This window comes from Lentzea sp. NPDC005914 (assembly GCF_040629405.1).
Taxonomy (GTDB): Bacteria; Actinomycetota; Actinomycetes; order Mycobacteriales; family Pseudonocardiaceae; genus Lentzea.
This window is the reverse complement of record NZ_JBEXVQ010000033.1, coordinates 12,923-35,031: the sequence shown is the minus strand read 5'-3', so window position 1 is coordinate 35,031 and position 22,109 is coordinate 12,923. Positions and strand designations below refer to the sequence as shown.

Annotated in this window: 21 protein-coding genes and 4 tRNA genes; 16 read left to right on the top strand and 9 right to left on the bottom strand. The window is 69.0% G+C overall.

Going from position 1 to position 22,109, the window contains the following annotated elements:
- Positions 1-17: 17 nt before the first annotated feature.
- From ABZ345_RS35590 to ABZ345_RS35565, 6 genes are all read left to right on the top strand, one after another.
- Positions 18-1,391 carry a serine/threonine-protein kinase gene (locus tag ABZ345_RS35590; RefSeq protein WP_359858772.1) on the top strand — a complete coding sequence of 458 codons (1,374 nt, stop codon included), beginning with the start codon at positions 18-20 and terminating at the stop codon, positions 1,389-1,391.
- A 112-nt stretch (positions 1,392-1,503) separates the two neighbouring features.
- Entirely contained in the window at positions 1,504-2,214 is a 711-nt protein-coding gene (locus ABZ345_RS35585) for an ABC-2 family transporter protein (RefSeq protein WP_359858770.1), read from the top strand.
- The gene (locus tag ABZ345_RS35580; protein ID WP_359858768.1) at positions 2,204-3,004 is read left to right on the top strand and encodes an ABC-2 family transporter protein; all 801 of its coding nucleotides are present in this window, start codon (positions 2,204-2,206) and stop codon (positions 3,002-3,004) included. Before ABZ345_RS35585 ends, ABZ345_RS35580 begins: the two co-directional genes overlap by 11 nt.
- Positions 3,001-3,972 carry an ATP-binding cassette domain-containing protein gene (locus ABZ345_RS35575; protein WP_359858766.1) on the top strand — a complete coding sequence of 324 codons (972 nt, stop codon included), beginning with the start codon at positions 3,001-3,003 and terminating at the stop codon, positions 3,970-3,972. Before ABZ345_RS35580 ends, ABZ345_RS35575 begins: the two co-directional genes overlap by 4 nt.
- Before the next feature lie 46 nt (positions 3,973-4,018).
- The gene (locus ABZ345_RS35570) at positions 4,019-4,366 is read left to right on the top strand and encodes a hypothetical protein (RefSeq protein ID WP_359858764.1); all 348 of its coding nucleotides are present in this window, start codon (positions 4,019-4,021) and stop codon (positions 4,364-4,366) included.
- A gap of 97 nt (positions 4,367-4,463) precedes the next feature.
- A complete protein-coding gene (locus tag ABZ345_RS35565) occupies positions 4,464-4,655 on the top strand; it encodes a DUF1918 domain-containing protein (RefSeq protein ID WP_030470815.1) in 192 nt (63 codons plus the stop codon).
- Here ABZ345_RS35565 and ABZ345_RS35560 read toward each other — a convergent pair.
- Both ABZ345_RS35560 and ABZ345_RS35555 read right to left on the bottom strand, forming a co-directional pair.
- Entirely contained in the window at positions 4,652-5,467 is an 816-nt protein-coding gene (locus tag ABZ345_RS35560) for an inositol monophosphatase family protein (RefSeq protein WP_359858762.1), read from the bottom strand. The genes ABZ345_RS35565 and ABZ345_RS35560 overlap by 4 nt on opposite strands.
- A 24-nt stretch (positions 5,468-5,491) precedes the next feature.
- Positions 5,492-6,472, bottom strand: coding sequence for a malate dehydrogenase (locus tag ABZ345_RS35555; protein ID WP_359858760.1), 981 nt, complete (start codon positions 6,470-6,472; stop codon positions 5,492-5,494).
- A gap of 92 nt (positions 6,473-6,564) precedes the next feature.
- Between ABZ345_RS35555 and ABZ345_RS35550 the strand changes: the two genes are divergently transcribed.
- Positions 6,565-7,164 carry a pentapeptide repeat-containing protein gene (locus ABZ345_RS35550; RefSeq protein ID WP_359858758.1) on the top strand — a complete coding sequence of 200 codons (600 nt, stop codon included), beginning with the start codon at positions 6,565-6,567 and terminating at the stop codon, positions 7,162-7,164.
- On the opposite strand, the gene ABZ345_RS35545 is transcribed toward ABZ345_RS35550, so the two are convergent.
- A complete protein-coding gene (locus ABZ345_RS35545) occupies positions 7,150-9,768 on the bottom strand; it encodes a TNT domain-containing protein (RefSeq protein ID WP_359858756.1) in 2,619 nt (872 codons plus the stop codon). The two genes, ABZ345_RS35550 and ABZ345_RS35545, sit on opposite strands and share 15 nt — an antisense overlap.
- An 87-nt stretch (positions 9,769-9,855) precedes the next feature.
- Between ABZ345_RS35545 and ABZ345_RS35540 the strand changes: the two genes are divergently transcribed.
- From ABZ345_RS35540 to ABZ345_RS35530, 3 genes are read left to right on the top strand one after another with little or no spacing between them, the layout of a single operon-like run.
- Positions 9,856-10,812: a DMT family transporter gene (locus tag ABZ345_RS35540; RefSeq protein WP_359858754.1), complete on the top strand. Its 957-nt coding sequence runs from the start codon at positions 9,856-9,858 to the stop codon at positions 10,810-10,812.
- Positions 10,809-11,657: a bifunctional methylenetetrahydrofolate dehydrogenase/methenyltetrahydrofolate cyclohydrolase gene (locus ABZ345_RS35535; protein WP_359858752.1), complete on the top strand. Its 849-nt coding sequence runs from the start codon at positions 10,809-10,811 to the stop codon at positions 11,655-11,657. Before ABZ345_RS35540 ends, ABZ345_RS35535 begins: the two co-directional genes overlap by 4 nt.
- Positions 11,658-11,670: 13 nt before the next feature.
- Positions 11,671-11,964, top strand: coding sequence for a DUF3017 domain-containing protein (locus ABZ345_RS35530; RefSeq protein WP_355559355.1), 294 nt, complete (start codon positions 11,671-11,673; stop codon positions 11,962-11,964).
- Here the strand turns inward: ABZ345_RS35530 and ABZ345_RS35525 are convergent.
- Positions 11,954-12,523, bottom strand: coding sequence for a TetR family transcriptional regulator (locus ABZ345_RS35525; protein ID WP_359858750.1), 570 nt, complete (start codon positions 12,521-12,523; stop codon positions 11,954-11,956). The genes ABZ345_RS35530 and ABZ345_RS35525 overlap by 11 nt on opposite strands.
- A gap of 76 nt (positions 12,524-12,599) precedes the next feature.
- On the opposite strand from ABZ345_RS35525, the gene ABZ345_RS35520 reads away from it, so the two are divergent.
- A complete protein-coding gene (locus ABZ345_RS35520; protein ID WP_359858749.1) occupies positions 12,600-13,163 on the top strand; it encodes a dihydrofolate reductase family protein in 564 nt (187 codons plus the stop codon).
- Here ABZ345_RS35520 and ABZ345_RS35515 read toward each other — a convergent pair.
- Positions 13,141-14,115 carry a YafY family protein gene (locus ABZ345_RS35515; RefSeq protein WP_359858747.1) on the bottom strand — a complete coding sequence of 325 codons (975 nt, stop codon included), beginning with the start codon at positions 14,113-14,115 and terminating at the stop codon, positions 13,141-13,143. The genes ABZ345_RS35520 and ABZ345_RS35515 overlap by 23 nt on opposite strands.
- Positions 14,116-14,178: 63 nt before the next feature.
- On the opposite strand from ABZ345_RS35515, the gene ABZ345_RS35510 reads away from it, so the two are divergent.
- The 5 genes from ABZ345_RS35510 (at position 14,179) to ABZ345_RS35490 (ending at position 15,243) form a co-directional block, all read left to right on the top strand.
- A complete protein-coding gene (locus tag ABZ345_RS35510; RefSeq protein WP_359858745.1) occupies positions 14,179-14,544 on the top strand; it encodes a nuclear transport factor 2 family protein in 366 nt (121 codons plus the stop codon).
- A 251-nt stretch (positions 14,545-14,795) separates the two neighbouring features.
- Positions 14,796-14,867, top strand: a tRNA-Arg gene (locus ABZ345_RS35505).
- Between the two features lie 106 nt (positions 14,868-14,973).
- Positions 14,974-15,045, top strand: a tRNA-Phe gene (locus ABZ345_RS35500).
- 10 nt (positions 15,046-15,055) lie between these two features.
- A tRNA-Ser gene (locus ABZ345_RS35495) sits at positions 15,056-15,143 on the top strand.
- Positions 15,144-15,151: 8 nt separating this feature from the next.
- Positions 15,152-15,243: transfer RNA gene (locus ABZ345_RS35490), tRNA-Ser, on the top strand.
- A gap of 61 nt (positions 15,244-15,304) precedes the next feature.
- Here the strand turns inward: ABZ345_RS35490 and ABZ345_RS35485 are convergent.
- The 4 genes from ABZ345_RS35485 to ABZ345_RS35470 all read right to left on the bottom strand — a co-directional run bounded on the left by ABZ345_RS35485 (position 15,305) and on the right by ABZ345_RS35470 (position 22,048).
- Positions 15,305-16,285, bottom strand: coding sequence for a hypothetical protein (locus ABZ345_RS35485; RefSeq protein WP_359858743.1), 981 nt, complete (start codon positions 16,283-16,285; stop codon positions 15,305-15,307).
- 169 nt (positions 16,286-16,454) lie between these two features.
- Positions 16,455-19,742: an error-prone DNA polymerase gene (locus ABZ345_RS35480; RefSeq protein WP_359858742.1), complete on the bottom strand. Its 3,288-nt coding sequence runs from the start codon at positions 19,740-19,742 to the stop codon at positions 16,455-16,457.
- Positions 19,743-19,805: 63 nt separating this feature from the next.
- A complete protein-coding gene (locus ABZ345_RS35475) occupies positions 19,806-21,308 on the bottom strand; it encodes a DNA polymerase Y family protein (protein ID WP_359858740.1) in 1,503 nt (500 codons plus the stop codon).
- Positions 21,305-22,048, bottom strand: coding sequence for a hypothetical protein (locus tag ABZ345_RS35470; RefSeq protein WP_359858738.1), 744 nt, complete (start codon positions 22,046-22,048; stop codon positions 21,305-21,307). Before ABZ345_RS35470 ends, ABZ345_RS35475 begins: the two co-directional genes overlap by 4 nt.
- Between the last annotated feature and the right edge of the window lie 61 nt (positions 22,049-22,109).

Below are 22,109 nucleotides of genomic sequence, written 5' to 3'. Positions count from 1 at the left end.
GAGCTAGAGTGCCGCGCGTGACCGCACCCCACATTCCCGGCCTGACCGACCTGAGACCGTTGGGCGCAGGCGGATTCGCCACCGTCTACCGCGCCCACCAGGCACAGTTGGGCCGCGATGTGGCGGTCAAGATCGACAACCGCGTGCTGGCCGACGAGCGCGACCGGCGGAGGTTCTTGAGGGAGGCGCACGCCGCGGCCAAGCTGTCCGGGCACCCGCACGTTGTCGGTGTGCACGACGCGAACATCACCGCGCAAGGCACGCCGTACATGGTCATGGAGCTGTGCACGGGCGGTTCTCTCGCCGACCAGCTGGACCAGCGCGGGCCGTTGCCGCACGAGCAGGTCCGCGACCTCGGCGTCAAGCTCGCCGACGCGCTCGCGGCCGCGCACCAGGAAGGCGTGCTGCACCGGGACATCAAGCCCGGCAACATCCTCGTCGACCGCTACGGCACGCCGAAGCTCGCCGACTTCGGGCTCGCGGCGCTGCTGGACGCGCAGGGTGGCAGCACGGTCACCAGGGACGCCCTGAGCCCCAGCTACGCGCCGCCGGAAGCGTTCGCGATGGCCGAACCCACGCCGCAGGCCGACGTCTACTCGCTCGCCGCGACGCTCTACACGTTGCTCGCCGGCAAGCCGCCACGTCCGGTGCCGTGGCCGATCAGCAGCTTCGACCAGCTCGGCGAGATCCTGCGCAGGCCGATCGCCGCGGTCGACGGGGTTCCGCCCGCACTGCACGACGCTCTGGCGCGGGCGCTGCACCCGGACGCCAACCTGCGCACGCCGAGCGCCGCACAGCTGCGCGACGAGCTGCTCGACCCGATGCGCCAGCCCACCGTGCCGGTCCCTCCGATGCCCAAGCGCAAGCACTGGCCGCTGGTGGCCGCCGCGGCAGGGCTCGTCGTCGTGGTCGTCGCCGGTGTGCTGACGTGGAACCTGTTCAACGGCGAGAAGGTCGGCGCCCAGGGCCCCGGACCGGCGACGACGCAGCAGGGTGGTGCCGAGGACATCCCGCCGTTCCTCAAGAAGTGCGGCAAGGGCTACTGCATCGACCAGTCGACCTGCTTCCGCGGGATTGTCAGCATCGGCGGCATGGCGGCCACGGCGCGCAAGGTCGGCAGCTGCTCGACCGAGCACTACTGGGAGTCGTTCGGCGGCGGCTGGCTGTCCGGGGAGATTCCGGCGGTCGACTCCGACGAGCTGCTGGCCTCGACCGAGGTGAAGAACGTCTGCACGCCCGAGGTGATGAAGGCGGCGACCCGGCCGACCGTCGACACCACCGGGTGGGAGATCACCGCGGTCGGGTTCAAGGACGGCACGCGCAACTACTTCCTCTGCCTCGCCGCGCAGCCCGAGGCGGGCGAAGTCGTCACCAGCGCGTTCGGCAGTTGAACAAATCCACTTGCGACGGTCACTAACGTAGAACGACGTGCGTGTCCACGCCGATTTGATCATTGCAGGATTCCGAAGATACTCGACCTACCGACAAGCGATGCTGGCCGGAATGACCGCGAACGTGGTGTTCGGCCTGCTCAGGGTCTCCGTGATCGTCGCCGCGCTCAAGGCGGCGGGCCGGGAGATCGCGGAGTACGACGTCGCTGCCACCAACACGTACGTCTGGATCGGGCAGGGGCTGCTCGGGTTCATCCTCTTGTGGGGGAACAACGAGCTCGCCGAGCGCGTGCGATCCGGTGACGTCGTCGTCGATCTGTACCGGCCGTGGAACCTGCAGGGTGCGCTCCTCGCGGAGGATCTCGGCCGCGGCGGGTACGCGTTCCTGGCCAGGCTCGCGCCGCCGATGCTGATCGGCATGCTGCTGTTCCCGTTCCAGTTCCCCGAGCACGCCTACCAGTGGCCGCTTTTCCTGGTCAGCGCGGTCATCGCGCTGGTCATCTGCTTCGGCTGCCGGTTCCTGATCGAGATCAGCGCGTTCTGGCTGCTCGACAACCGCGGGCTCTTCGGGTTCTGGAACGTCACCTCCGGCCTGTTGTGCGGCCTGACGGTGCCCATCGCGTTCTTCCCGCAGTGGGCTCGGGAGGTGCTGTGGATGACGCCGTTCCCGGCGCTGCTGCAGGCACCGGTCGACGTGTTCCTCGGGCACGGGAACGCCGGGAAACTCCTGCTCTACCAAGCGTTCTGGGCTGTGGTGATCCTCGCGCTGGGTCACTTCGCGTTGCAACGCGCGGTGCGCAAGGTGGTGGTGCATGGTGGCTGACGTCATCTATCCCAGGCTCATCGGCGCGCGCCTGCGCAGCCAGATGGCCTACCGCGCCTCGTTCGCGCTGGACTTCGTCACCCAGATCCTGGCGCAGTGGATCGAGCTGGTCGTCATCCTGGTGCTGTTCGGCCAGGTCAGTGCGCTCGGCGGGTTCACGAAGAACGAAGTGCTGCTGATGTACGCCATCGCGGGTGCCGGGTTCGGCGTCGCGGACCTGTTCGCCGGGCAGCTCGACAACCTTCCGACCTACATCCGCACCGGCAGCTTCGACGTGCTGCTGATGCGGCCGCTCGGCACGTTGCCGCAGATCATGGTGTCGGACATCCGGTTGCGCCGGGTCGGGCGCATCGTCGGAGCGCTCGCTGTGATGGTCTACGCGCTCACCCACGTGCCCGTCGAGTGGAGTCCGGCGAAGGTCGCGCTGACCATCGCCGCGCCGATCGCCGCGGCGGTCATCTTCAGCTCGGTCTGGGTCGTGGCGTGCTCGGTGTGCTTCTGGATCATCGACGGCCGCGAGTTCTCCAACTCGGTGACCTACGGCAGCAACGCCTTCACGTCGTACCCGATCAACGTCTACTCCCGGCCGCTGCGCTGGGTGATGGCGTACGTCGTGCCGGGCGCGTTCGTCGCGTACTACCCGAGCCTCGCGCTGCTCGGGAAGCAGGATCCGCTCGGCCTGCCAGGCTGGGTCGGCTGGACATCACCGCTCGTCGCGGCGCTGGCGGCAGGAGCCGCCGGGCTCGTGTGGCGGTTCGCGGTCAGGCACTACCGGGGAACGGGATCATGATCGAGGTCAGGGAGCTCCGCAGGGAGTTCAAGGTCGCCACGTCCAAAGGCCTGCGGCGCAACTACAAGACCGTCACGGCGGTCGACGGCGTCACGTTCGGCGTCCAGGCCGGTGAGGCCGTCGGGTACGTCGGGCCGAACGGGGCCGGCAAGTCCACGACGATCAAGATGCTGACCGGGATCCTCGTTCCGACCAGCGGCCACATCCGGGTGAACGGCGTGGACCCGTCCAAGGAGCGACGCGATCTCGCCAAGCGCATCGGCGTCGTGTTCGGCCAGCGCAGCCAGCTCTGGTGGGACCTGCCGCTGAAGGACAGCTTCGACCTGCTGAAGTCGATCTACCGGGTCTCCGCCGAGGATTACAAGGTCAGGCTCGAGGAGTGCGTCGAACTCCTCGGTCTGCAGGAGCTTCTGATCACACCGGTGAGGCAGCTCTCGCTGGGCCAGCGGATGCGCGGCGAGATCACGGCAGCGCTCCTGCACGCCCCGGAGCTGCTGGTGCTCGACGAACCGACCATCGGCCTGGACCTGGAGTCCAAGGAACGCCTGCGGGAGTTCCTGAAGGACATCAACACCCGCCGCGGCACGACGCTCCTGCTCACCACGCACGACCTGGACGACATCGAACGCCTCTGCCCGCGGCTGATGGTGATCGACCACGGCAAGGTGCTCGCCGACGGACCGCTGGACGAGCTGCGCGCCGAGGTCACGCCGGAACGCGAGCTGGTCATCGACCTCAGGGAACCCGGGCCGGCGCCGGACGTCCCAGGAGTAACGGCGGTGCGCAGCGAGGCAGGCGGTCTGCGGCACCACCTCACGTTCAGGCGAGCGGAGACGACGGCGGCCCAGTTGATCACCCAGGTGGTCCGGCAGGTGGAGGTCCACGACCTCGCCGTCGTGGAGCCCGAAATCGACGACGTAATTCGGAAGCTCTACCAACGCCAGGTCGCGCAGGACGCGCGTCGGTAGAGTCATCAGTGAACGCAACCGGACACATCGGGCAGAAGGAGAGCGAATGCGCGTAGTTGGACCGCTGGCAGCAGCCGTCATCGCGTTGGGCAGCTTGACGGCGTGCGACACGATCCAGGGCGTCAGCGACACCGCGGACAAGGTGAAGCTGTGCGCCGACGCGATCCAGCTCGTGGGCTTCTCGCCGGATATGAGCGACCCGCAGAAGGCGCTGGAGGACACCAAGGCCAAGGCCGCGGAGCTGGAGAAGCTCGCCAGCTCCTCACCGGACGAGCAGGTGAAGAAGGCGCTCGGCGAAGCGGCGAACGGCATGCAGAACGTCGGCTCCGCCGCGGACTGGGTGCAGCAGAAGGCCGACCTCGTCGCGAAGGTCTCCGCAGCCTGCGGTGGATGAGCACTTGAGCCCTGTTGCGCGCCTCCGGTGTCGGCCTAGGCTTTAGCGCGTCCAACGCGCCAAGCCTCACGCCGCACACCGGAGGTGTTGCAGCATCATGCAAGCAACAGTTGGTGACAGGCTCCACGTCCACAGCCGCTCCGTCGGCCTCGAGGAGCGCCTGGGCGAGATCCTCGAAGTGCGCGGGACCGACGGCCAGCCGCCGTACCTGGTCCGCTTCAACGACGGCCACGAGGGCCTGGTCTTCCCCGGCCCCGACTGCATCGTCGAGCCGCGCGGCGAGATCTAGCTCTGCAGCACGGTCGCGATCAACTCCTCGGCGAGCTGAGGAGTCGCTGCCGCCACGCCTGACCACCGGTGGGTCAGGTCGGGTTCGAACGTGAACGGCCGGCCCTTCAGGTCGACCAGCACCCCACCCGCGGCGGGCACGGTGACCAGCGCCGTCGCGAGGTCCATGATCCGGTGCGTGTCGGTGCCCGGATCGATGAAGGCGTCGACCGTGCCCTCGGCGACCAGCATGGTCTCCAGGCAGGTCGTGCAGAGCACCCGGATGCGGTCGGCGCGGTTCGCGATGCGCAGCCACGCGTCCTGCGTGCCGGTCTTGGGTCGCATCAAACACACGGACGCACCGTCCAAGGTCGTCCGGCCTGTCGTGCGGAACGACGTCGGCACCCCTGCGAGCGCATGCCACGCACGGCCCGTGTCGAACCACGTCGTAAGAGCCTCTTTGGCCGTGCCGTCTTCCACGAGCGCGCCGGCGAAGCACGAGAGAGGAACGCCGAACGCGGCGTTCGCGGACCCGTCGACCGGGTCGATGACGAGAGTGATCGAGGAGCCGTTGTCGACGAACCCGGCTTCCTCGGACAGGAGGTTCACGCGACTGCGGTGGATGGACTCCAGGATCGCGTCCTCGACGATGCGATCGACGCGCATCGTCGGTGTTCCGTCGGCGCCGTCCGCTACTTCTTCGCGGAGCTCGAGGCGCGTGTGCAGTGATCGGGCGCGTCCGTACGCCGCTGACGCCGCACGGGCGGCGTCAGCGAGCGCAGGATGCACGTCATCGGAAAGCTGTGGCTGGGGCACGTCCCATGGAATGCGCACGTGCCCCACACTGCCACGGAAAACTCAGATCAGGCCGAGGCCCTTGACCGCGTCGCGCTCCTCGACCAGCTCGGCCACGGAGGCGTCGATGCGGCCGCGGGAGAACTCGTCGATCTCCAGGCCCTGGATGATCTCGTACGAACCACCGGAGCACTTGACCGGGAACGACGAGATGATGCCCTCGGGCACGCCGTACGAACCGTCCGACGGGATCGCCATCGAGGTCCACTCGGTGCCGTTGACCCAGTCGTAGATGTGGTCGATGGCGGCGTTCGCGGCCGATGCGGCCGACGACGCGCCACGGGCCTCGATGATCGCCGCACCGCGCTTGGCGACGGTCGGGATGAAGTCGTTCTCCAGCCACGCCTGGTCGTTCACGGCCTCGGCGGCGGTCTTGCCGCCCACCTGGGCGTGGAACAGGTCCGGGTACTGGGTGGCCGAGTGGTTGCCCCAGATCGTCATGTTCTGGATGTCGGTGACCGCGACGCCCAGCTTCTTGGCGAGCTGCGACAGGGCGCGGTTGTGGTCCAGGCGCGTCATCGCGGTGAAGCGCTCGCGCGGGACGTCCGGCGCGTGCTGCTGGGCGATGAGGGCGTTGGTGTTGGCCGGGTTGCCGACCACGAGGACCTTCACGTCGTCAGCGGCACCGGCGTTGATCGCCTCGCCCTGCGGCTTGAAGATGCCACCGTTGGCCTCGAGCAGGTCGCCGCGCTCCATGCCCTTGGTGCGGGGGCGGGCGCCGACGAGCAGGGCCACGTTCACGCCGTCGAACGCGGTCTTCGCGTCGTCGGTGATCGTGATGCCCTTGAGCAGCGGGAAGGCGCAGTCGTCGAGCTCCATCGCGGTGCCCTCGGCGGCCTTGAGCGCGGGGGTGATCTCCAGCAGCCGCAGGTTGACCGGGGTGTCCGGACCCAGCAGGTGGCCGGAAGCGATGCGGAAGAGCAGTGCGTAGCCGATCTGGCCGGCTGCACCGGTGACAGTGACGTTCACGGGCGTGCGGGTCATGAGCCTTCCCGAATGACGGTCCTCGTTGACGTCGGGCAGGTCGCCCGGCGACCCGCACGTTACCAACACGTGGCCAATGCGAGAGTGTGAGAGTGGACAACCCAGACGAAGAGATCGGCGAGGACTACGCCGACGCCAACCTTCCCGGTCAGCGCTGGGAGAAGCGGTCTTTCACCGACTGCGACTTCACCGAAGCCGATCTCCGCGAACTCGTCACGACGGGGTGCACGTTCACCCGATGCGACTTCACCCGGACGGACCTCGGTGAGTCGAAGCACCACGCGACGGCGTTCCGGCAGTGCACCTTCGACCGCACGGTGCTGACGCGGTCGTCGTTCACGTCGTGCAGCCTGATGGGCTCGAACTTCGTCGACTGCGTGCTGCGGCCGATCACCTTCACCGAGGTGGACTTCACGCTGGCGTCGTTCGTGAAGGCACCGCTGTACGACCTGAAACTTCAGGGCCAGCGGTTCCGCGAGACGAACCTCAGCGAGGCGGATCTCCGCAACACCGACCTGAGCAAGGCCGACCTGATGGGCGCGCGGCTGCTGGACACCAAGCTGGACGGCGCGGACCTGCGCGGCGCGCACCTGGACGCGAACGGGCTCCGGCAGGCCAAGCTCGCCGGAGCCCTGATCGACATCGACCAGGCGATCGCTTTCGCGGCCGCCTACGGCCTAGTTGTCAGCTGATCCCGTGATCTCCACCAGCACGCCGTCCGCGACCATCTCCTCGATCGCCTTCGGCAGCAGGTAGGCGGTTCCGCCGCCGGGCTGCTCGAACCACGGCACCGCGACGCCGCTCAGCACCTCGAGCGGACGGCGCAACCGGTACACGCGGTACGGGCGGTTGATCCACGACGGCACGAGGCTGCGTTCCGGGAACGGGGTGCCCGCCACGTAGACGAGGTTGCCGTTCTGGTCGCCGTAGCGGTCGACCTCGGTGCCCGCCGGCAGCTCGAACATCTGCTTGTGGCGGAACAACGTCAGCGGCGGCTCGCCCGCGAGCGGCGAGATCGGGAACTTCCGCTTCGACGGTTCCTCCTGGGCCACGGCGGCGGCGACCGGTGAGGGTGCCGGAGCCGGTGCCGGGGCCTGAGGCAGCGACGGTGCCGCCGGGGGCGGTGGCGGCGGCGCCTGCTGGGCCTGTGGTTGCGGCATCGGCGGGCGCTGCGGCGGAACGGGCCGGCGCGGCTCCTCGCGGAAGCCGTTGCTCATCGGCCGCTGCGGTGGTGGCGGCGGGGGCTGGGGCGCCCGCGGAACCGTGCGGAAGTTGCCCATCACCAGCCTGCCGACCAGGTACGCCGACGCGTCCTCGACCTTGTCGAACCGCACCGGGTTCTTCGGGCCGTGGTCGAACCAGCACACCTCCCAGCTGTCGCCGTCCAGGCGCAGCGTCCAGGTGCGGTCGGCGGGCTCGCCGATCCGGAACACGCCGTGCGGCACGTTGAGGTCGTCCAGCGCGCGGCGGGTGCCCGCCAGCTCGCGGTCCTCCTCGGGCGTGACCGTGCGCGGCGGCTTCACCGGCTCGGGCTCCGGTTCCGGTTCGGGCTCCGGCTCGTTGAACAGCGCGGCGTCGAACTGGGTGGTCTCCTCGACGCGAGCGGGCGCGGGAACCACGACCGGGGCCACCGCGGGAACCATCGGCGGCGGCACCGGCGAGGGCTCGGCGACCGGCTCCGGTTCGAAGGACTGCTCGAACGCCTGCGGCTCGAAAGCCTGCTCGAAGGCCTGTGGTTCGAACGAGGTGGTGGACTCGATCTCGTCCTCGGCCAGGTCCGGCTCGTCGTCGGTGACCGCGACGACCGGGTGCTCCTCGGTGACCTCGGCCGGGCTCTCCAGCGGCTCGTCGAGGACCGGGCTCCACGCCATCGTGTCCTGCATGGCGTCGCGCGGGCGTTCCTCGGTCACCGGTTCCGGGACGAGGTGGTCCGTGCGCTCCGCCTCGCGGTGGTGCGTGAGGAGCTCGGGCTCGTCCGGGCCGGCGGTGGGGATCTCGGGTTCGTCGACGTCCACGACTACTTCTTCGTCGCCGAGGTCAGTTTCGTTCGACTCCTCGACGACTTCCGGTTCGGGCACGACGTCGGGAACGGCCTTGACGACGGGCTCCGGTTCCTGGACCTCGCTCGGGTGCGGGGCGAAGAGGTCCATGCCGGCGCCGTAGGTGTCACGCAGGCGCCTGTCGTCGACGTCGGGCACGCCGTCGGAGTCGAAGACCACCCGGTAGGGAGGGCCGTCGATCGTGGGCAACGGCACCGGCACGGCGACCGTGGCACCGAGGTCGTCCTGCTCCTGCTCGGCCTCGACCTGCGGCTGTTCGGTCGTGACCTCGGCGGCCCGCGGCTCGGGATACATCGGCTCGAAGTCGTACTCCTCCACCGGTTCCTCGGTGTCGAAGGAGGGCTTCTGCACGAACTGCGTCGCGTCGGCCTGCGGTTCCGGCGCGGGGGCGGGCTCGGGTTCCGGCTCGAGCAGCTGGGTTCCGGGAGGCGCGGCGGGCGCACCGAGGTTCGCCGCGGCGGCGAGCCTCGACTCCTCGGAGACCTCGGGCAGGCTGAACCCGGCGGCACGCGCGCGTTCGACCAGCTCGGGCTCGGGCGGCACGCCGTACTTGCGCAGGTAGTAGGACACTCCCGCGGGCCAGATCCACGCACCGTCGGTCTGGAACCCTGCCGGCACGACCTGCGGCGACTCCGGGTGCAGGACGTCCGCGTCGAAGCCACGTCCGGCCACGGCGACCGGCGCGTTCGACAGGTACGTCAGCAGCGGCGCGACCTCGGCCTCCGGCACCGGCGGCCGGTTGACCGACGGGCGGCCACCGGGACCGGCCCCGTCGAACACGCGGACTGTGCGGAACACCGGCGTCGGCGGGTTCAGCCTGCGGCGCAGCCAGTCGGGAATGTTCTCCTCGATGCGCGGGAAGAAGCGCATCTCGTCGAAGTACGCCTGCTGCGGCGGAGGCGTCTGCCAACTCGGCTCCGCGCGGTCGAAGTCGAGGTTGTAGCTCGACGGGTGATCGAGCTGGTAGCGGGCGTTCGTCCAGCTGCCCCTGCCCTCGCGGTGCATGCCGGCCCGGAGGCGCGCGAACAGCGACGCGACGTCCTGGGGCGGTGCCCAGGAGTGCGAGGTGCCGTCCTGCAGCCGCAGTTCGGATTCCAGCTCGAAGTACCGGCCGGTGGCTCGGTACTGCGCGATCACGCTCTTCCAGTCCTCAGGAGCGGCCCGCATGAGAGTCAGGCCGATCTGCTTAACCAGAGCGTCCTGCTCGGTAGGGTTCAACGGCTTCGGCTCGGACACGCCAACATCTTCCCCTGCAAATCGCCGGATCGCACACGTCCCCCGCCACTGCGCCGAACGGTGGAGGCCCGACCATAACCTGGTCGCGTGTCCGCGTTAAAGCTGATCAAGAACCTCGGAGGCCCTGTGTCGCGATCCGCGCAGGTGACAGGCGGTCTCCTCGCGGCAGTGGGCGGCGTGGCGGTTGCGGTGCAAGGGCGGGTCAACGGCTCGTTGGCGCAAGAGCTGCACAACGGTCTCCTCGCGGCCCTCGTCTCATTTGGCGGCGGACTGCTCGTGCTCATCGGTGTGGTGCTGCCCACGAAGGCGGGCAGGGCAGGCGTCCTGCGGTTGCGCGATGCGGTGGCAGATCGGCGAATTCGCTGGTGGGAGTGCATCGGTGGCACCTGCGGCGCCTTCCTCGTCACGTCTCAGGGCCTCGCGATCGCGACCATCGGCGTGGCCGTGTTCACGGTGTCGGTGGTGGTCGGCCAGGTCGTGAGCAGCCTGGTCGTCGATCGACGCGGAATCGGTCCGGGCGAGCCGAAACCGCTGACCTTCAGCCGGATCGCCGGTGCGGCCGTCGGTGTCGTCGCGGTCGTGGTGGCCGTGTCGGACCGTCTCTCCTCACCGGGTGCGTTGTGGCTCGCGGTGCTGCCCCTGGTCGCAGGGCTGCTGATGGGCTGGCAGCAGGCCGTGAACGGGCTGGTGCGCGAGGCGGCCGGGAACTCGGTGGTCACGATCTTGGTGAACTTCGCCACCGGCACGGTCGCACTGGTCGTCGTCAACCTGGTGGCCGCTCGGGGAGTGGCCGAGTTCCCCGCGCAGTGGTGGCTCTACGTCGGCGGGCTGCTCGGCATCGTCGGCGTGGGCGGCGCGATCGTGTCGGTACGGTTCATCGGCGTGCTGATGGTCGGGCTGTGCGCGGTGTGCGGGCAGCTCATCGGGGCCGTGCTGCTCGACGCGGTGGCCGGGCACCTCGCGTTGCCGACGGTCATCGGCGTGGTGCTGACGCTGGTGTCGGTGGGCGTCGCCGCGCTGCCCAGTGGGAGGATGGTCAGGTGACTGCGACGCTGCTCAACGGCAACGAAACCCGGAACGCGCTGTTCGAGGACCTCAAGGCGCGGGTCGCCGCACTGCCCGTGCCGGTGGGCCTGGCCACCGTGCTGGTCGGTGACGACCCGGGCTCGCACTCGTACGTCAAGGGCAAGCACCGGGCGTGCGAGAAGGTCGGGATCAAGTCGATCCGGCGCGACCTGCCCGAGTCGATCACGCAGGAGGAGCTCGAGGCCGTCATCGACGAGCTGAACGCGAACCCCGAGGTCACCGCGTACATCGTCCAGCTGCCGCTGCCCAAGCACCTCAACGCGAACGCGATCCTCGAGCGCATCGACCCCGCCAAGGACGGCGACGGCCTGCACCCGGTCAACCTCGGCAAGCTCGTGCTCGGTGAAGAGGCCGCGCTGCCCGCGACGCCGCGGGGCATCGTGGAGCTGCTGCGCCGCTACGACGTGCCGATCGCGGGCGCGAACGTCACCGTCGTCGGCCGCGGCGTCACCGTGGGCCGCCCGATCGGCCTGCTGCTGACCCGCCGTTCCGAGAACGCCACCGTGACGCTGTGCCACACCGGCACCAAGGACCTCGCGGCCGAGGTGCGCCGCGCGGACATCGTGATCGCCGGCGCCGGCAGCCCCGGCCTGATCACCGCGGACATGGTCAAGCCCGGCGCGGCCGTGGTCGACGTCGGCATCACCCGCACCGAGGCCGGTCTCGTCGGCGACGTCGCCCCCGAGGTCCGCGAGGTGGCCGGCTGGCTCGCCCCGATCCCCGGTGGCGCCGGCCCGATGACCGTCGCGATGCTGCTGACCAACACCGTCGAAGCCGCCGAGCGCGCCCATGCGACGGTCTGACGCAGAGGCGCTCATGCCGGAACAGCGCTGGCGCTCGGGCCCCGGGAAGCACCTGCCGTTCGCGCTGGTGCTCGGGGTCGGCGTGCTCGGGCTGGTGCGGATCTTCCAGTACCACTGGCGGCAGGGCGCGGTGTTGCTCGGCGTGTCGTTGCTGGTGGCGGCCGTGCTGCGGATCCTGGTGACCGACGAGCAGGCCGGTCTGATCAAGATCCGCGGGCGTGGCATGGACGCGTTCCTCTACTCCACCTTGGGGATCGTGGTGATCGCCGTGTCGCTGACGATCACCGGCGGTCCACTCAGCCGATAGCGCGGTCGACGAGGACCTCGATGAGTGCGTCGAGGTCCATCGGCTCCACGATGTCGGGCAGCGTCAGACGTTCGTAGATCAACCCCGTCATCGCGAAGTACAGCGAGAGGACGGTCATCCGGTCGCCGGGCAGCTTCGAGTCCTCGTTGAACGAGATGTTGAACTCGAGGTTGTCGGCGACCGTTTTGGTGAGCGCGGTGCGCAGGTCGGGCCTTCTCGTGGCCTCCAACCGCAGCTCCATCATCGCCAGGTAGCAGGCCTTGTCGGCATCCGCCCGCTTGACGATGTCGTGCATGAACTTGAGCGTGAGCGCCTTGTCGCGGGGCATGGCCAGCGACTCCGCGATCGACTCGTCGGACGGCATGAGCCGCTGGTTGACCCTGATCGCCACCTCCGACATGAGGTCGTCGCGGTTCGCGAAGTAGTTCGACGCCGTCCCTGCAGGCACCTCCGCCTTCGCGTCGATCGCGCGGTAGGTCAGTCCCCGCGCGCCCTCCTCGGCCAGGACGTCGATCGCCGCGTCCAGCAGGGCCGTTCGCCGTGCTTCGTTCCGGACCACGTTTCCTCCTTGACAACCACTACAGCCATAGTACTACAGTTGTCGTGGTTGGAAACTCTCAAGGGGGATGATCTGCATGCGAAAGCTCGTCTACTACGTGGCCGTGACGCTGGACGGGTTCATCGCGGCCGAGGACGGGACCTTCGACGGGTTCGTCTTCGAAGGCGACCACATGGCCGGCATCAACGCCGAGTACCCGGACACGCTGCCCACCCAGTTCCGCGAGGCGCTCGGCCTGCAGGACGCGCCGAACCGGCACTTCGACACCGTGCTGATGGGCCGCAACACCTACCAGGTGCCCGGCGGATTGCCGTCGCCCTACGCGCACCTGCGGCAGTTCGTGGTGTCGTCATCGTTGATCGACACGCCTCACGACGTCGCGGTGATCCGTCAGGACGTCGTCGGCCGCGTGCGTGAACTGAAGGAGGAGGACGGCCTCGACGTCTGGCTGTGCGGCGGCGGCAAGCTGGCCGCCGAACTGCTGCCGTTGATCGACACGTTGCTCCTGAAGATCCACCCGGTCGTGTTCGGGTGCGGGATCCCGTTGTTCGACGGGAAGGCCGACATCACGAAGTTCCAGCGCACCAACGCGCAGCTGTTCGAGAGCGGCGTTTCGTTCATGACCTACGAGCGTCCCTGACGTAGAGAGCCGCGGTTTCGGTCGCTTTGCGGGCGAGGGCGTCGCGGAGTTCGGCCGGTGCGAGCACTTCGGCGTCGCCGGCGAAGGCGAGAAGTGTCTCGGCAGCGCGGAGAGCGCGGAAGTGCAGCTCCAGCTCGACGCGCTCCGCACCGGTGTCCGCGGGCGGTCCGGCGGCGAGATCCGCGGTGTGCATGCGCAGGAACTTGCCGAGGACCTCCCGGCGGACGCTGACCGTGACGCGGACCGGGTCGGGGATGTCATCGATGCGCCGGCGCAAAACTTCCCAGACATCGGCGAGTTCGAGCCCGTCGCGGCGCTGGACGGGTTCGTCGGCGACTGCGGCCGAGAGGATGCGGTCGACGCGGAACAGCTGCGGTTGCCGGCGCTGGTCGGCCACCAGGTACCAGACGCCGGTCTTGTTGACCAGGCCGTACGGGTCGACCGTGTAGCCGCGGACCTGGTCGTCACGGCCGTGCCGGTACCGCAGCCGCAGCCGGCGGTCCGTGAACACCGCGCGCTGGAGCACACCGAGGTCGACAGGCGGCTGCCCGCCGCTGCGCCAGCGGGCGGGGTCGATGAGGATGCGGCGGCTGGCCAGGTCGGCGTCGGGACGCTGCAGGGCCGGAAGCGCGGCCATGACCTTGCGCAACGCGGAACCGAGGGCCTGCCCGAGGCCGAGGTCGCTGTGGGCGTGGCCGGTCATGAGGACGAACAGGGCGCGTGACTCGTCGGCGGTGAGACCGGTGACATCGGTGCGGTAGCCGGGAAGCAGCGCGATTCCGCCGGTGCGTCCGCGTTCGGTGTAGACCGGCACACCGGCCGCCGAGAGTGCTTCCACGTCACGCATGATCGTGCGCGTCGACACCTCCAGACGCTCGGCGAGGTCGGCGGCCGACAGCTGCCCGTGGGTCTGGAGCAGCAGCAGGATCGACAACAGCCGGTCGGATCTCATGGCGTCGAGAATCTCAGAAATATATGACGGAAGGTGTCTTATATCCGGTGCGATCGTCTCTCCATGACCACAACCACTGGCAGTGCGCAGAAGATCGCCGACGAGTTCGTCCACGCGTGGACCGGCCGCGACGTCGAGAAGGCGCTGAGCCTCCTCGCCGACGACGTGGTGTGCGAGGCGCCGGGCGGCCGGATCGAGGGAGTGGACGGCTACCGGGGGTTCCTCCAGCCGTTCGTCACCATGATCACCAGCGCCACCGTGATCGACGTGCTGGGCGACGACACCCACGCGGCGGCCGTGTACACCACCGACACCCCGCTCGTGCCGGACTTCCGCGGCATCGACCACTTCACCGTCGAAAACGGGAAGATCACGCACATCATCTGCGTCTTCGACCGGCTTCCGATGCATCTGGCTCGCAACGCTTAGAGAATGTTCCTTTAAATGATTGACGGGCGTCGCGACCGCCCGTAATACTTGGTCCAACATCGAGACGGAAGGGGAAGGTCATGAGCAGCCGATTCAGCAGCCGGTTCAGTTCAGTCCGACCGTCCCCGCGACCGTTCTCGCAGGTGAGCGGCGCAGGCTCCCCACCATGACCTGGTAGTACGTCATGTTCAGGGAGCCGCCCCTCGGGAAACCGAGCAGGGCGGCTCTCTCTGTTCAGCGCGCTTTTATTCGCCCTTGTAGCTCAATGGAAAGAGTGCGGCGCTACGAACGCCGAGATTCAGGTTCGACTCCTGGCAGGGGTACTCGCGGATGCGAGGGAGACGGCTAACCCGCCTCATTTGGGATGAGGACATACCGCGTTCGACTCGCGGGCATCCGACTTTGAAAGGCGCCTTTCGAGGCGCGCAAGGCTTTTTAGCTCAACTGGCAGAGCACCGGGGTGAAGATCCGGAGGACAGGGTTCGACTCCCTGGGGAGCCACGCAGGACGGGGAGGGCTGGCCGAGTGGAAAGGCACCGGTTTGCTAAGCCGTGGTCCGGGCATCACGCCCGGCGCGCGTTCGATCCGCGCGCCCTCCGCGTCCTGAGGAGGATTGGCCGAGCCCGGAAAGGCATCCGTTTCGAAAACGGTGGTCGGCGCGCGAGCGCCGCGCAGGTTCGAATCCTGCATCCTCCGCCACACCCGCACGCCGCGAGCCCGGGCACCGAAGTTCTCGGTGCCCGGGCTCGCGTACTTGGTTCTATCCGAGGACGCCGTCGTGGCCGATCCAGCCGGTCCAGCCCGAGCCGGGCGTGAAGGCCTTCTGGAACAACCCGTAGCTCGGCGTGCCGACCGCGAAGACGTGCAGCTGGTTGCCGTACTGGAACAACGCGGGCGTACCGGTGATCTCACCGCCGTGGTCGACCCAGTCGGTCCAGCCCGTGCTCGGTCCCCAGGACTTCTGGAAAAGGTGCTTGCTCGGCGAACCGACCGCGAACACGTGCAGACCGTCCTGGTACGCGATCACCGACGGCGTTGCCTCGATCAGACCGCCGTGGTCGATCCAGTTGGTCCAGCCGCTTCCGGGGATGAACGACTTCTGGAACAACTTGTTGTTGCCGGCACCACGAGCGAACACGTGCAACGCCGTCCCGTGCTGAACAACCGTTGGCGTGCCGTCGATCTCCCCGCCCAGGTCGATCCAGCTGCCCCAGCCCGAACTCACGCTGTACGTCTTCTGGAACAGGTGCTTGCTCGGCGAGCCGACCGCGAACACGTGCAGCATGTCCTGGTACTTCACCTCGACCGGCGTCCCGGACACGACACCGTCCAAATCGGACCAGTCCTGCCAACCAGCGCTCGGGTTGTACGGCTTCTGGAACACGTGCCCACTGGGCGACCCCTTGCCGAACACCTGCACCCCGTCACCCCACCCGATCACCGACACCGAAGCCCGCACGGGAGCCGGGTTCGGTTGCGAGGTCTCGACTTCCGCCACCAACGAACGGGCCTTGGCCTCCGCGGCGGTGTAGCGGTCGGGACAGCAGGACACCTGCACTGACTGGGCGATCTCCCCCGCCGCGTAGCCGGGGTGGTTCTGCTCGCTGCGGATCGCCCTCTCGAAGAACTTCGTCGCGGCGTAGTCGACGTTCCGGATCTCCTCCGGCGTGCCCCAGCCCATGCTGGGCCGTTGCTGGAAGACGCCGAGCGAGTCGCGGTCGCCGCAGTCGAGGTTGTTCATGTGCGACTCGACCCAGCCGGTCTCGAAGCCGGCGAGACGATCAGCATCGCCTTGATGGTGGAGAGGACTCGCATTTTCCCCAGCTCCCTCTTCTGCCTTCGTGACAGGAATGAGGTTGCCGGGGTCGCCTGCAAGTTCGTCCGCAGATCGTCTGCAAGGCGCCTGCAGGTCAGCGGAAGTCGCGCGACTTCGACGGAATGCGCAGGTCGAGGTGCTGCAGCCGGTCCGCCATCAGGCTGACCACGCCCTCGGCCGACTCCACCACACCCCGCACGAGCATCGCCCCGCTGCTGCGCGCCACCCGCCGATAGCGCGCCCACAACCCCTGCGAGCACACGACGTTGACCATCCCGGTCTCGTCCTCGATGTTGAGGAACGTGACCCCGCCCGCCGTCGCCGGGCGCTGGCGATGGGTGACCGCGCCACCGATGAGCACCCGAGTTCCGCGCTCCACCGAAGAAAGCGCGGCGGCGGGCAACGCGCCCATGGCGTCCAGCTTCGACCGGACGAACTGGGTCGGGAAGCTGTCCGGCGACAGGCCCGTGGCCCAGACGTCCGCCACCGCGAGCTCGACGTCGTCCATGCCGGGCAACGACGGCGCGTCCACCCCGACCGTGGTGCCGGGCAGGCGGTCGGGCCGGATCGCGGCCACCGCGCCCGCCGCCCACAGCGCCTCACGGCGTTCCAGGCCGAAGCAGGTGAAGGCACCGGCCGTGGCCAGGGCTTCCACCTGAGCCGTGCTCAGCTGCACGCGTGAGCCGAAGTCCTCCATGTCCCGGAACGGTTGTGCCGCAACGATCCGCTCGGCATCCGCGGTGCCGATCCCCCGTACCGCCTCCAACCCGATGCGGACGGCGTTGGCGCCCTCGAACCGTTCCAGAGCCGCGTGGGGAAGCGACAGGTTCACGCACGGGCCGTGCACGGTGACGCCGTGCCGGCGCGCGTCCGCCACCAGGCTCTGCGGCGAGTAGAAGCCCATCGGCTGGGCGCGGAGCAGGGCCGCGCAGAACGCCGCCGGGTAGTAGAGCTTGAACCAGGCGCTCACGAACACCAGGTGCGCAAACGACAGCGCGTGCGACTCCGGGAAGCCGAAGTTCGCGAACGCCAGCAGCTTCGCGTAGATGCGCCCGGCGAGCTCGTCGTCGATGCCCTGAGCGTGGCAGCCCTCGTAGAACCGCTCGCGCAGCCGTTCCATGCGGGCCGTCGACCGCTTGGCACCCATGGCTCGCCGCAGCTCGTCGGCCTCCGCGGCCGTGAACCCGGCCACGTCGACGGCGATCTGCATGAGCTGTTCCTGGAACAACGGGACGCCGTAGGTCTTCTTCAGCGCGTTCTCGAGCAACGGGTGGTCGTAGTCCCACTTCTCGACCTCGTTGCGCCGCCTGATGTACGGGTGCACCGAGCCGCCCTGGATCGGGCCCGGCCGGATCAACGCCACCTCCACCACCAGGTCGTAGAACTTGCGCGGCTTCAGGCGCGGCAGCGTCGCCATCTGCGCACGGCTCTCCACCTGGAAAACCCCTACAGAATCGGCTTTCTGCAGCATCTCGTAGACGCGGTGATCGTCCAGCGGCACCTTTCCCATGTCGACCTCCACGCCCTCGTGGTCGCGGACGAGGTCGATGGCGTAGTGCAGGGCCGAGAGCATGCCGAGGCCCAGCAGGTCGAACTTCACCAGGCCGATCGAGGCGCAGTCGTCCTTGTCCCACTGCAGCACCGTGCGGTCGGGCATGCGCGCCTTCTCCACCGGGCACACCTCGCTGACCGGCCGGTTGCAGATCACCATGCCGCCGGAGTGGATGCCCAGGTGCCGCGGGAAGTTCTCCAGCTGCGCGGACAGCTCCAGCACGTCACGCGGGATGTCGCAGTCGTCGGTGGTCGTCGTGAGCGGGCCCCACCTGTCTATCTGCTTGCTCCACGCGTCCTGCTGGCCGGGCGAGTGGCCGAGCGCACGGGCCATGTCGCGCACGGCGGAACGGGCGCGGTAGGTGATGACGTTCGCGACCTGGGCGGCGTGGCGACGGCCGTACTTGGTGTAGACGTACTGGATGACCTCCTCGCGCCGGTCGGACTCGATGTCGACGTCGATGTCGGGAGGGCCGTCGCGGGCGGGGGCGAGGAAGCGTTCGAAGAGCAGGTCGAAGCGGACCGCGTCCACGTTGGTGATGCCGAGCGCGAAGCACACCGCGGAGTTCGCCGCGGAGCCCCGGCCCTGGCAGAGGATGTCGTTGCGCTTGCAGAAGTTCACGATGTCCTGCACGACCAGGAAGTAACCGGGGAAGCCGAGCTGTTCGATGATCTTCAGCTCGTGCTCGATCTGCAGGAACGCCTTCTCGTCGTCGTCGCCGTACCTGCTCCGGGCGCCCTCGTAGGTGAGCTTGCGCAGCCAGCTGCTCTCGGTGTGGTCCTGCGGCACGTCGAACGGCGGCAGCTGCGGCGCGACCAGCCTCAGGTCGAACGCCAGCTGCATGCCGAGCAACGCGGCGTTGTGCACGGCTCCGGGATAACGGCGGAACCGGTGGAACATCTCCTCGCCGCTGCGCAGGAACGCCGCGGGTGACGGCGGCAGCCAGCCGGCCATGTCGTCGAGGCTGCTGCGTGCTCTGACGGCGGCCATCGCGGCGGCCAACCGGCCTCGGTTCGCGGTGGCGTAGTGCACGGCATTCGTTGCCACGACGGGGAGTTTGAGCTCCTGCGCCATCTTGAAGAGCAGGTCGTTGCGCTTGCTGTCCTCCGGCAGGCCGTGGTCGGTCAGTTCGACGTGGACACGTCCCGTGCCGAACAGGTCGGTGAGCCGGACGATCTCCCGGTACGCCGCCGCCGGCCCCTCCCTGACGAGGGCTCTGCGGACGGTTCCCTTGCGGCAGCCCGTCAGCACCACGACCTCACCTCGGGTGTCCGCGACGATCTTGTCGATGTCGTAGACGGGTTTGCCCTTCTCCGCGTCGTCCTGGAGGTGCCCGGTGGTGAGGGTGCGGCACAACCGGTGGTAGCCCTCCTGTTGGCGTGCAAGGAGAAGCAGGTGGTCGCCTTCAGGATCCGGTTCGCCGTTGGCGGGTTTCGAGAGCCCGATGCTCAGCTCGGCGCCGAACACCGTGTGCATCCCGAGCTCCTTCGCGGCCTCGGCGAACCGGACCACGCCGTACATGCCGTCGTGGTCGGTGATCGCGATAGCGTCGAGCTTGAGCCGTTGCGCCTCCTCGACCAGCTCCTCGGGGTGGCTCGCGCCGTCGAGCCAGCTGAAGTTGCTGTGGCAGTGCAGCTCCGCGTACGGCACGCGCTTGCGGGTGACCGCGAGATCGTCCACGCGCAGCTCGAACCCCGGCGGCGCGGTGTACCGGTCGCGGTGCCGTGACCAGCCGGGACCGTCACCACCGTCGGGTTTCTGCTCGACGGGCTTGCCGGAAAGAGCGCGTTCCAGCTCCTTCCAGCGGACCGGTGGGTTATTCCAGCCCATCAGGTGCCTTGCGCGGCAACGGGATCAGGCTCTCCAGCAGATCCCAGTCCTGGTCGTCGGGCATCAGTCGTACACCCCTTCCAGGAACCACCTCTGGTTCTTGCGGATCAGCAGGAACGCCTGGTCCGGCGTCTGCACCTGGATGCGCGCCGCCCGGTGCGGGTCCGGCGCCCACCACCTCTCGTCGACCGTCCACGGACCTGCCCACGCGATCACCTCCTGTGTTCTTCCTTTCACCGCAAGGCTCTTCGGCTGCGCCGTGAGTTCGAGACGACCCGTCACGCCGACCTCGTCGCCCGCCGCGTCCCTGAGGTCGGCCGGGTCGTCCGCGAGCGTCGCCGGTGCCCTGGTCAGCCGGCCGGGCCACGGGTGGTCCGGGTTCTGGGCCGGCACCCGTTCGTCGCCCCACGGCACGAGCCTGACCTGCTCCCTCGGTCCCCGGCCGCCGTCGAGCACCGGGGTGAGCACGCCGTCCGGGCCGAGCAGACCCTGGACGTGCAGGAGGGCTCGCACCGCGCGTTCGTCGTCGTGGCCCCACAACCCGAGCTGCAACGCCGTGCCGTTGACGACCTCGACCGGTTCGAGGGTGAGCGTCCTGATGCCGGACGTGAGGCGCTCGCGGGTGAGCCAGCCGTCGAGCTGCCAGCGCACGCGGTCCGCGATCCCCCGTGGTGTCAACGGTTCCGCGGCCCGCCACACCCGGTGCAGCTCCTCGTCGGTCTCGGTGCGGGCGTGGATGCCGAGCCTGGTGCACGCGAGGCTTCTGGCGCTGAGGTTCTCGTGGAGGCGTTCCGAGAGGATCTTCGCGGCGAACGCGGCCGCGTCGATGCGCTCGACCGGGTCGTCGAAGGTCTCCGTGACGGCCAGTTCCGGCGCCGGCCTGCGCTTGTCGAGCGGGCGTTCGGGTAGACCGCGGGCCAGGCGGTGCTGTCTCGTGGCCGGGCCGCCGAACCGTGAGGCCACCGCGTTCTCCGGCACGTCCGCGAAGGCGCCGAGGGTTTTGAGGCCGAGTCTTCTGAGCAGGTCGACCAGTTCCGGGGCGTCGAGCTCGTGCACGCCCAACGGCCGCAGGAACTCCGCAGTCTGGCCCGGCGGGACGATCACGTTGCGGTGCGCGGCTTTCGTGGCCGCGAAGAGGCTGTCGGCCACACCCACCTGGACCTCTGTCCCGGTCCTCGTCGCGATGTGGTCGACAATGCGTTCGGCTGCCTGCTCGGCGGAGGAGAAGTAGCCGACCGGGCCCTGTGCCGGCACCGCGACCAGGCCGGGGTGCACGACCTCGATGCCCGGTGCGAGCTCCTCGACGGCCCCCGCGACCGGCTCGAAGAACCTGGCGTCGCGCTGCGGGTCGTGCTCGAAGGTGACCAGCTCGGGACACATCGACTCGGCCATCCGTTTGCGCATGGCTCTGCGGATGCCCTCGGCCCGCGCCACGGCCGAGGTCGACACGATCTCGTTGCCGTCGAGGACCGCCACCGGCACGTGCTGGCTGGTGCCGGTGGCGGTGCAGGCGGCGACGACGGGCCAGTCGGGGCACCAGACCGCGAGGAGACGGGTGTCCTTCACGCAGGACGACCCCGGGTTGTAGCCCGCTTGACGGCCAGCTCGTCGACCTCGTCCGGACCGGCATCAGCCGGCTCGTCGGACTCGGCCGGTTCACCGGCCACCAGCGGGAGCTCGATCTCTTCTTCGCCGAACGTGAGCAGCACCTGCTTCGGCTTGCCCGCCGAGCCGCGACCACCGCTGCGCACGCTGATCTCTTGGCGCCGCAACGTTTCCGCGCCGTCGTCGAGCGGGTTCCAGCGCACGGACTCCGCGGTCAGCTCCACGTCGGCCGAGAGCCACGAACCGAAAGCGATCAGGACGGCACGGCGTTGCCTAGCGCGAGCCGTGAGCCGTCGGGCCAGTGAGGGAGGCAGTGGGCAGGCGACGGCGACCAGGTCGATGCCGTCCAGCAGGGCCGCGATGACCGGGCCGGGATCAGCTCCGGGACAGGGGACGAGTGCCAGCCGTTGCACCGAGACCCCGAGCTCGGCCGCGGCCAGCACGCCCACCTGCGGCAGGCCGACCACGGCGGCCCAGCAGCCGTCCGCGGTCGCGCCCGCGAGCAGGGCGAGCAGCAACGATGTCGATCCGCCCACCGACACCGTGCTGCCTCGCCGCAAGCCGCCCCACGGCAGCAGGCCTGCCAGTTCCCCGAGAACCGGCAGCACCCGCCCCGTGGTGTGGTCGGTGGTGGTGCTGGTCAGCTCGCTGGCCGGATTCACCCCGAACGCAGCCAACGACGCCGTTGCCGACCTGGACACTCCACCCACCTCCCTGCTCGGACCGTGCGCACCCCTGTGCACGGCCGCCGAGGGAAGTTCG

What these genes read in the sequence shown, in the direction of transcription:
- ABZ345_RS35585 (WP_359858770.1), top strand. Translation starts at nt 1,504, where the DNA reads ATGACCGCGAACGTGGTGTTCGGCCTGCTCAGGGTCTCCGTGATCGTC.
- ABZ345_RS35580 (WP_359858768.1), top strand. Translation starts at nt 2,204, where the DNA reads ATGGTGGCTGACGTCATCTATCCCAGGCTCATCGGCGCGCGCCTGCGC.
- ABZ345_RS35575 (WP_359858766.1), top strand. Translation starts at nt 3,001, where the DNA reads ATGATCGAGGTCAGGGAGCTCCGCAGGGAGTTCAAGGTCGCCACGTCC.
- ABZ345_RS35570 (WP_359858764.1), top strand. Translation starts at nt 4,019, where the DNA reads ATGCGCGTAGTTGGACCGCTGGCAGCAGCCGTCATCGCGTTGGGCAGC.
- ABZ345_RS35565 (WP_030470815.1), top strand. Translation starts at nt 4,464, where the DNA reads ATGCAAGCAACAGTTGGTGACAGGCTCCACGTCCACAGCCGCTCCGTC.
- ABZ345_RS35555 (WP_359858760.1), bottom strand. Translation starts at nt 6,472, where the DNA reads ATGACCCGCACGCCCGTGAACGTCACTGTCACCGGTGCAGCCGGCCAG.
- ABZ345_RS35530 (WP_355559355.1), top strand. Translation starts at nt 11,671, where the DNA reads ATGCCGGAACAGCGCTGGCGCTCGGGCCCCGGGAAGCACCTGCCGTTC.
- ABZ345_RS35520 (WP_359858749.1), top strand. Translation starts at nt 12,600, where the DNA reads ATGCGAAAGCTCGTCTACTACGTGGCCGTGACGCTGGACGGGTTCATC.
- ABZ345_RS35515 (WP_359858747.1), bottom strand. Translation starts at nt 14,115, where the DNA reads ATGAGATCCGACCGGCTGTTGTCGATCCTGCTGCTGCTCCAGACCCAC.
- ABZ345_RS35510 (WP_359858745.1), top strand. Translation starts at nt 14,179, where the DNA reads ATGACCACAACCACTGGCAGTGCGCAGAAGATCGCCGACGAGTTCGTC.
- ABZ345_RS35485 (WP_359858743.1), bottom strand. Translation starts at nt 16,285, where the DNA reads ATGAACAACCTCGACTGCGGCGACCGCGACTCGCTCGGCGTCTTCCAG.
- ABZ345_RS35480 (WP_359858742.1), bottom strand. Translation starts at nt 19,742, where the DNA reads ATGGGCTGGAATAACCCACCGGTCCGCTGGAAGGAGCTGGAACGCGCT.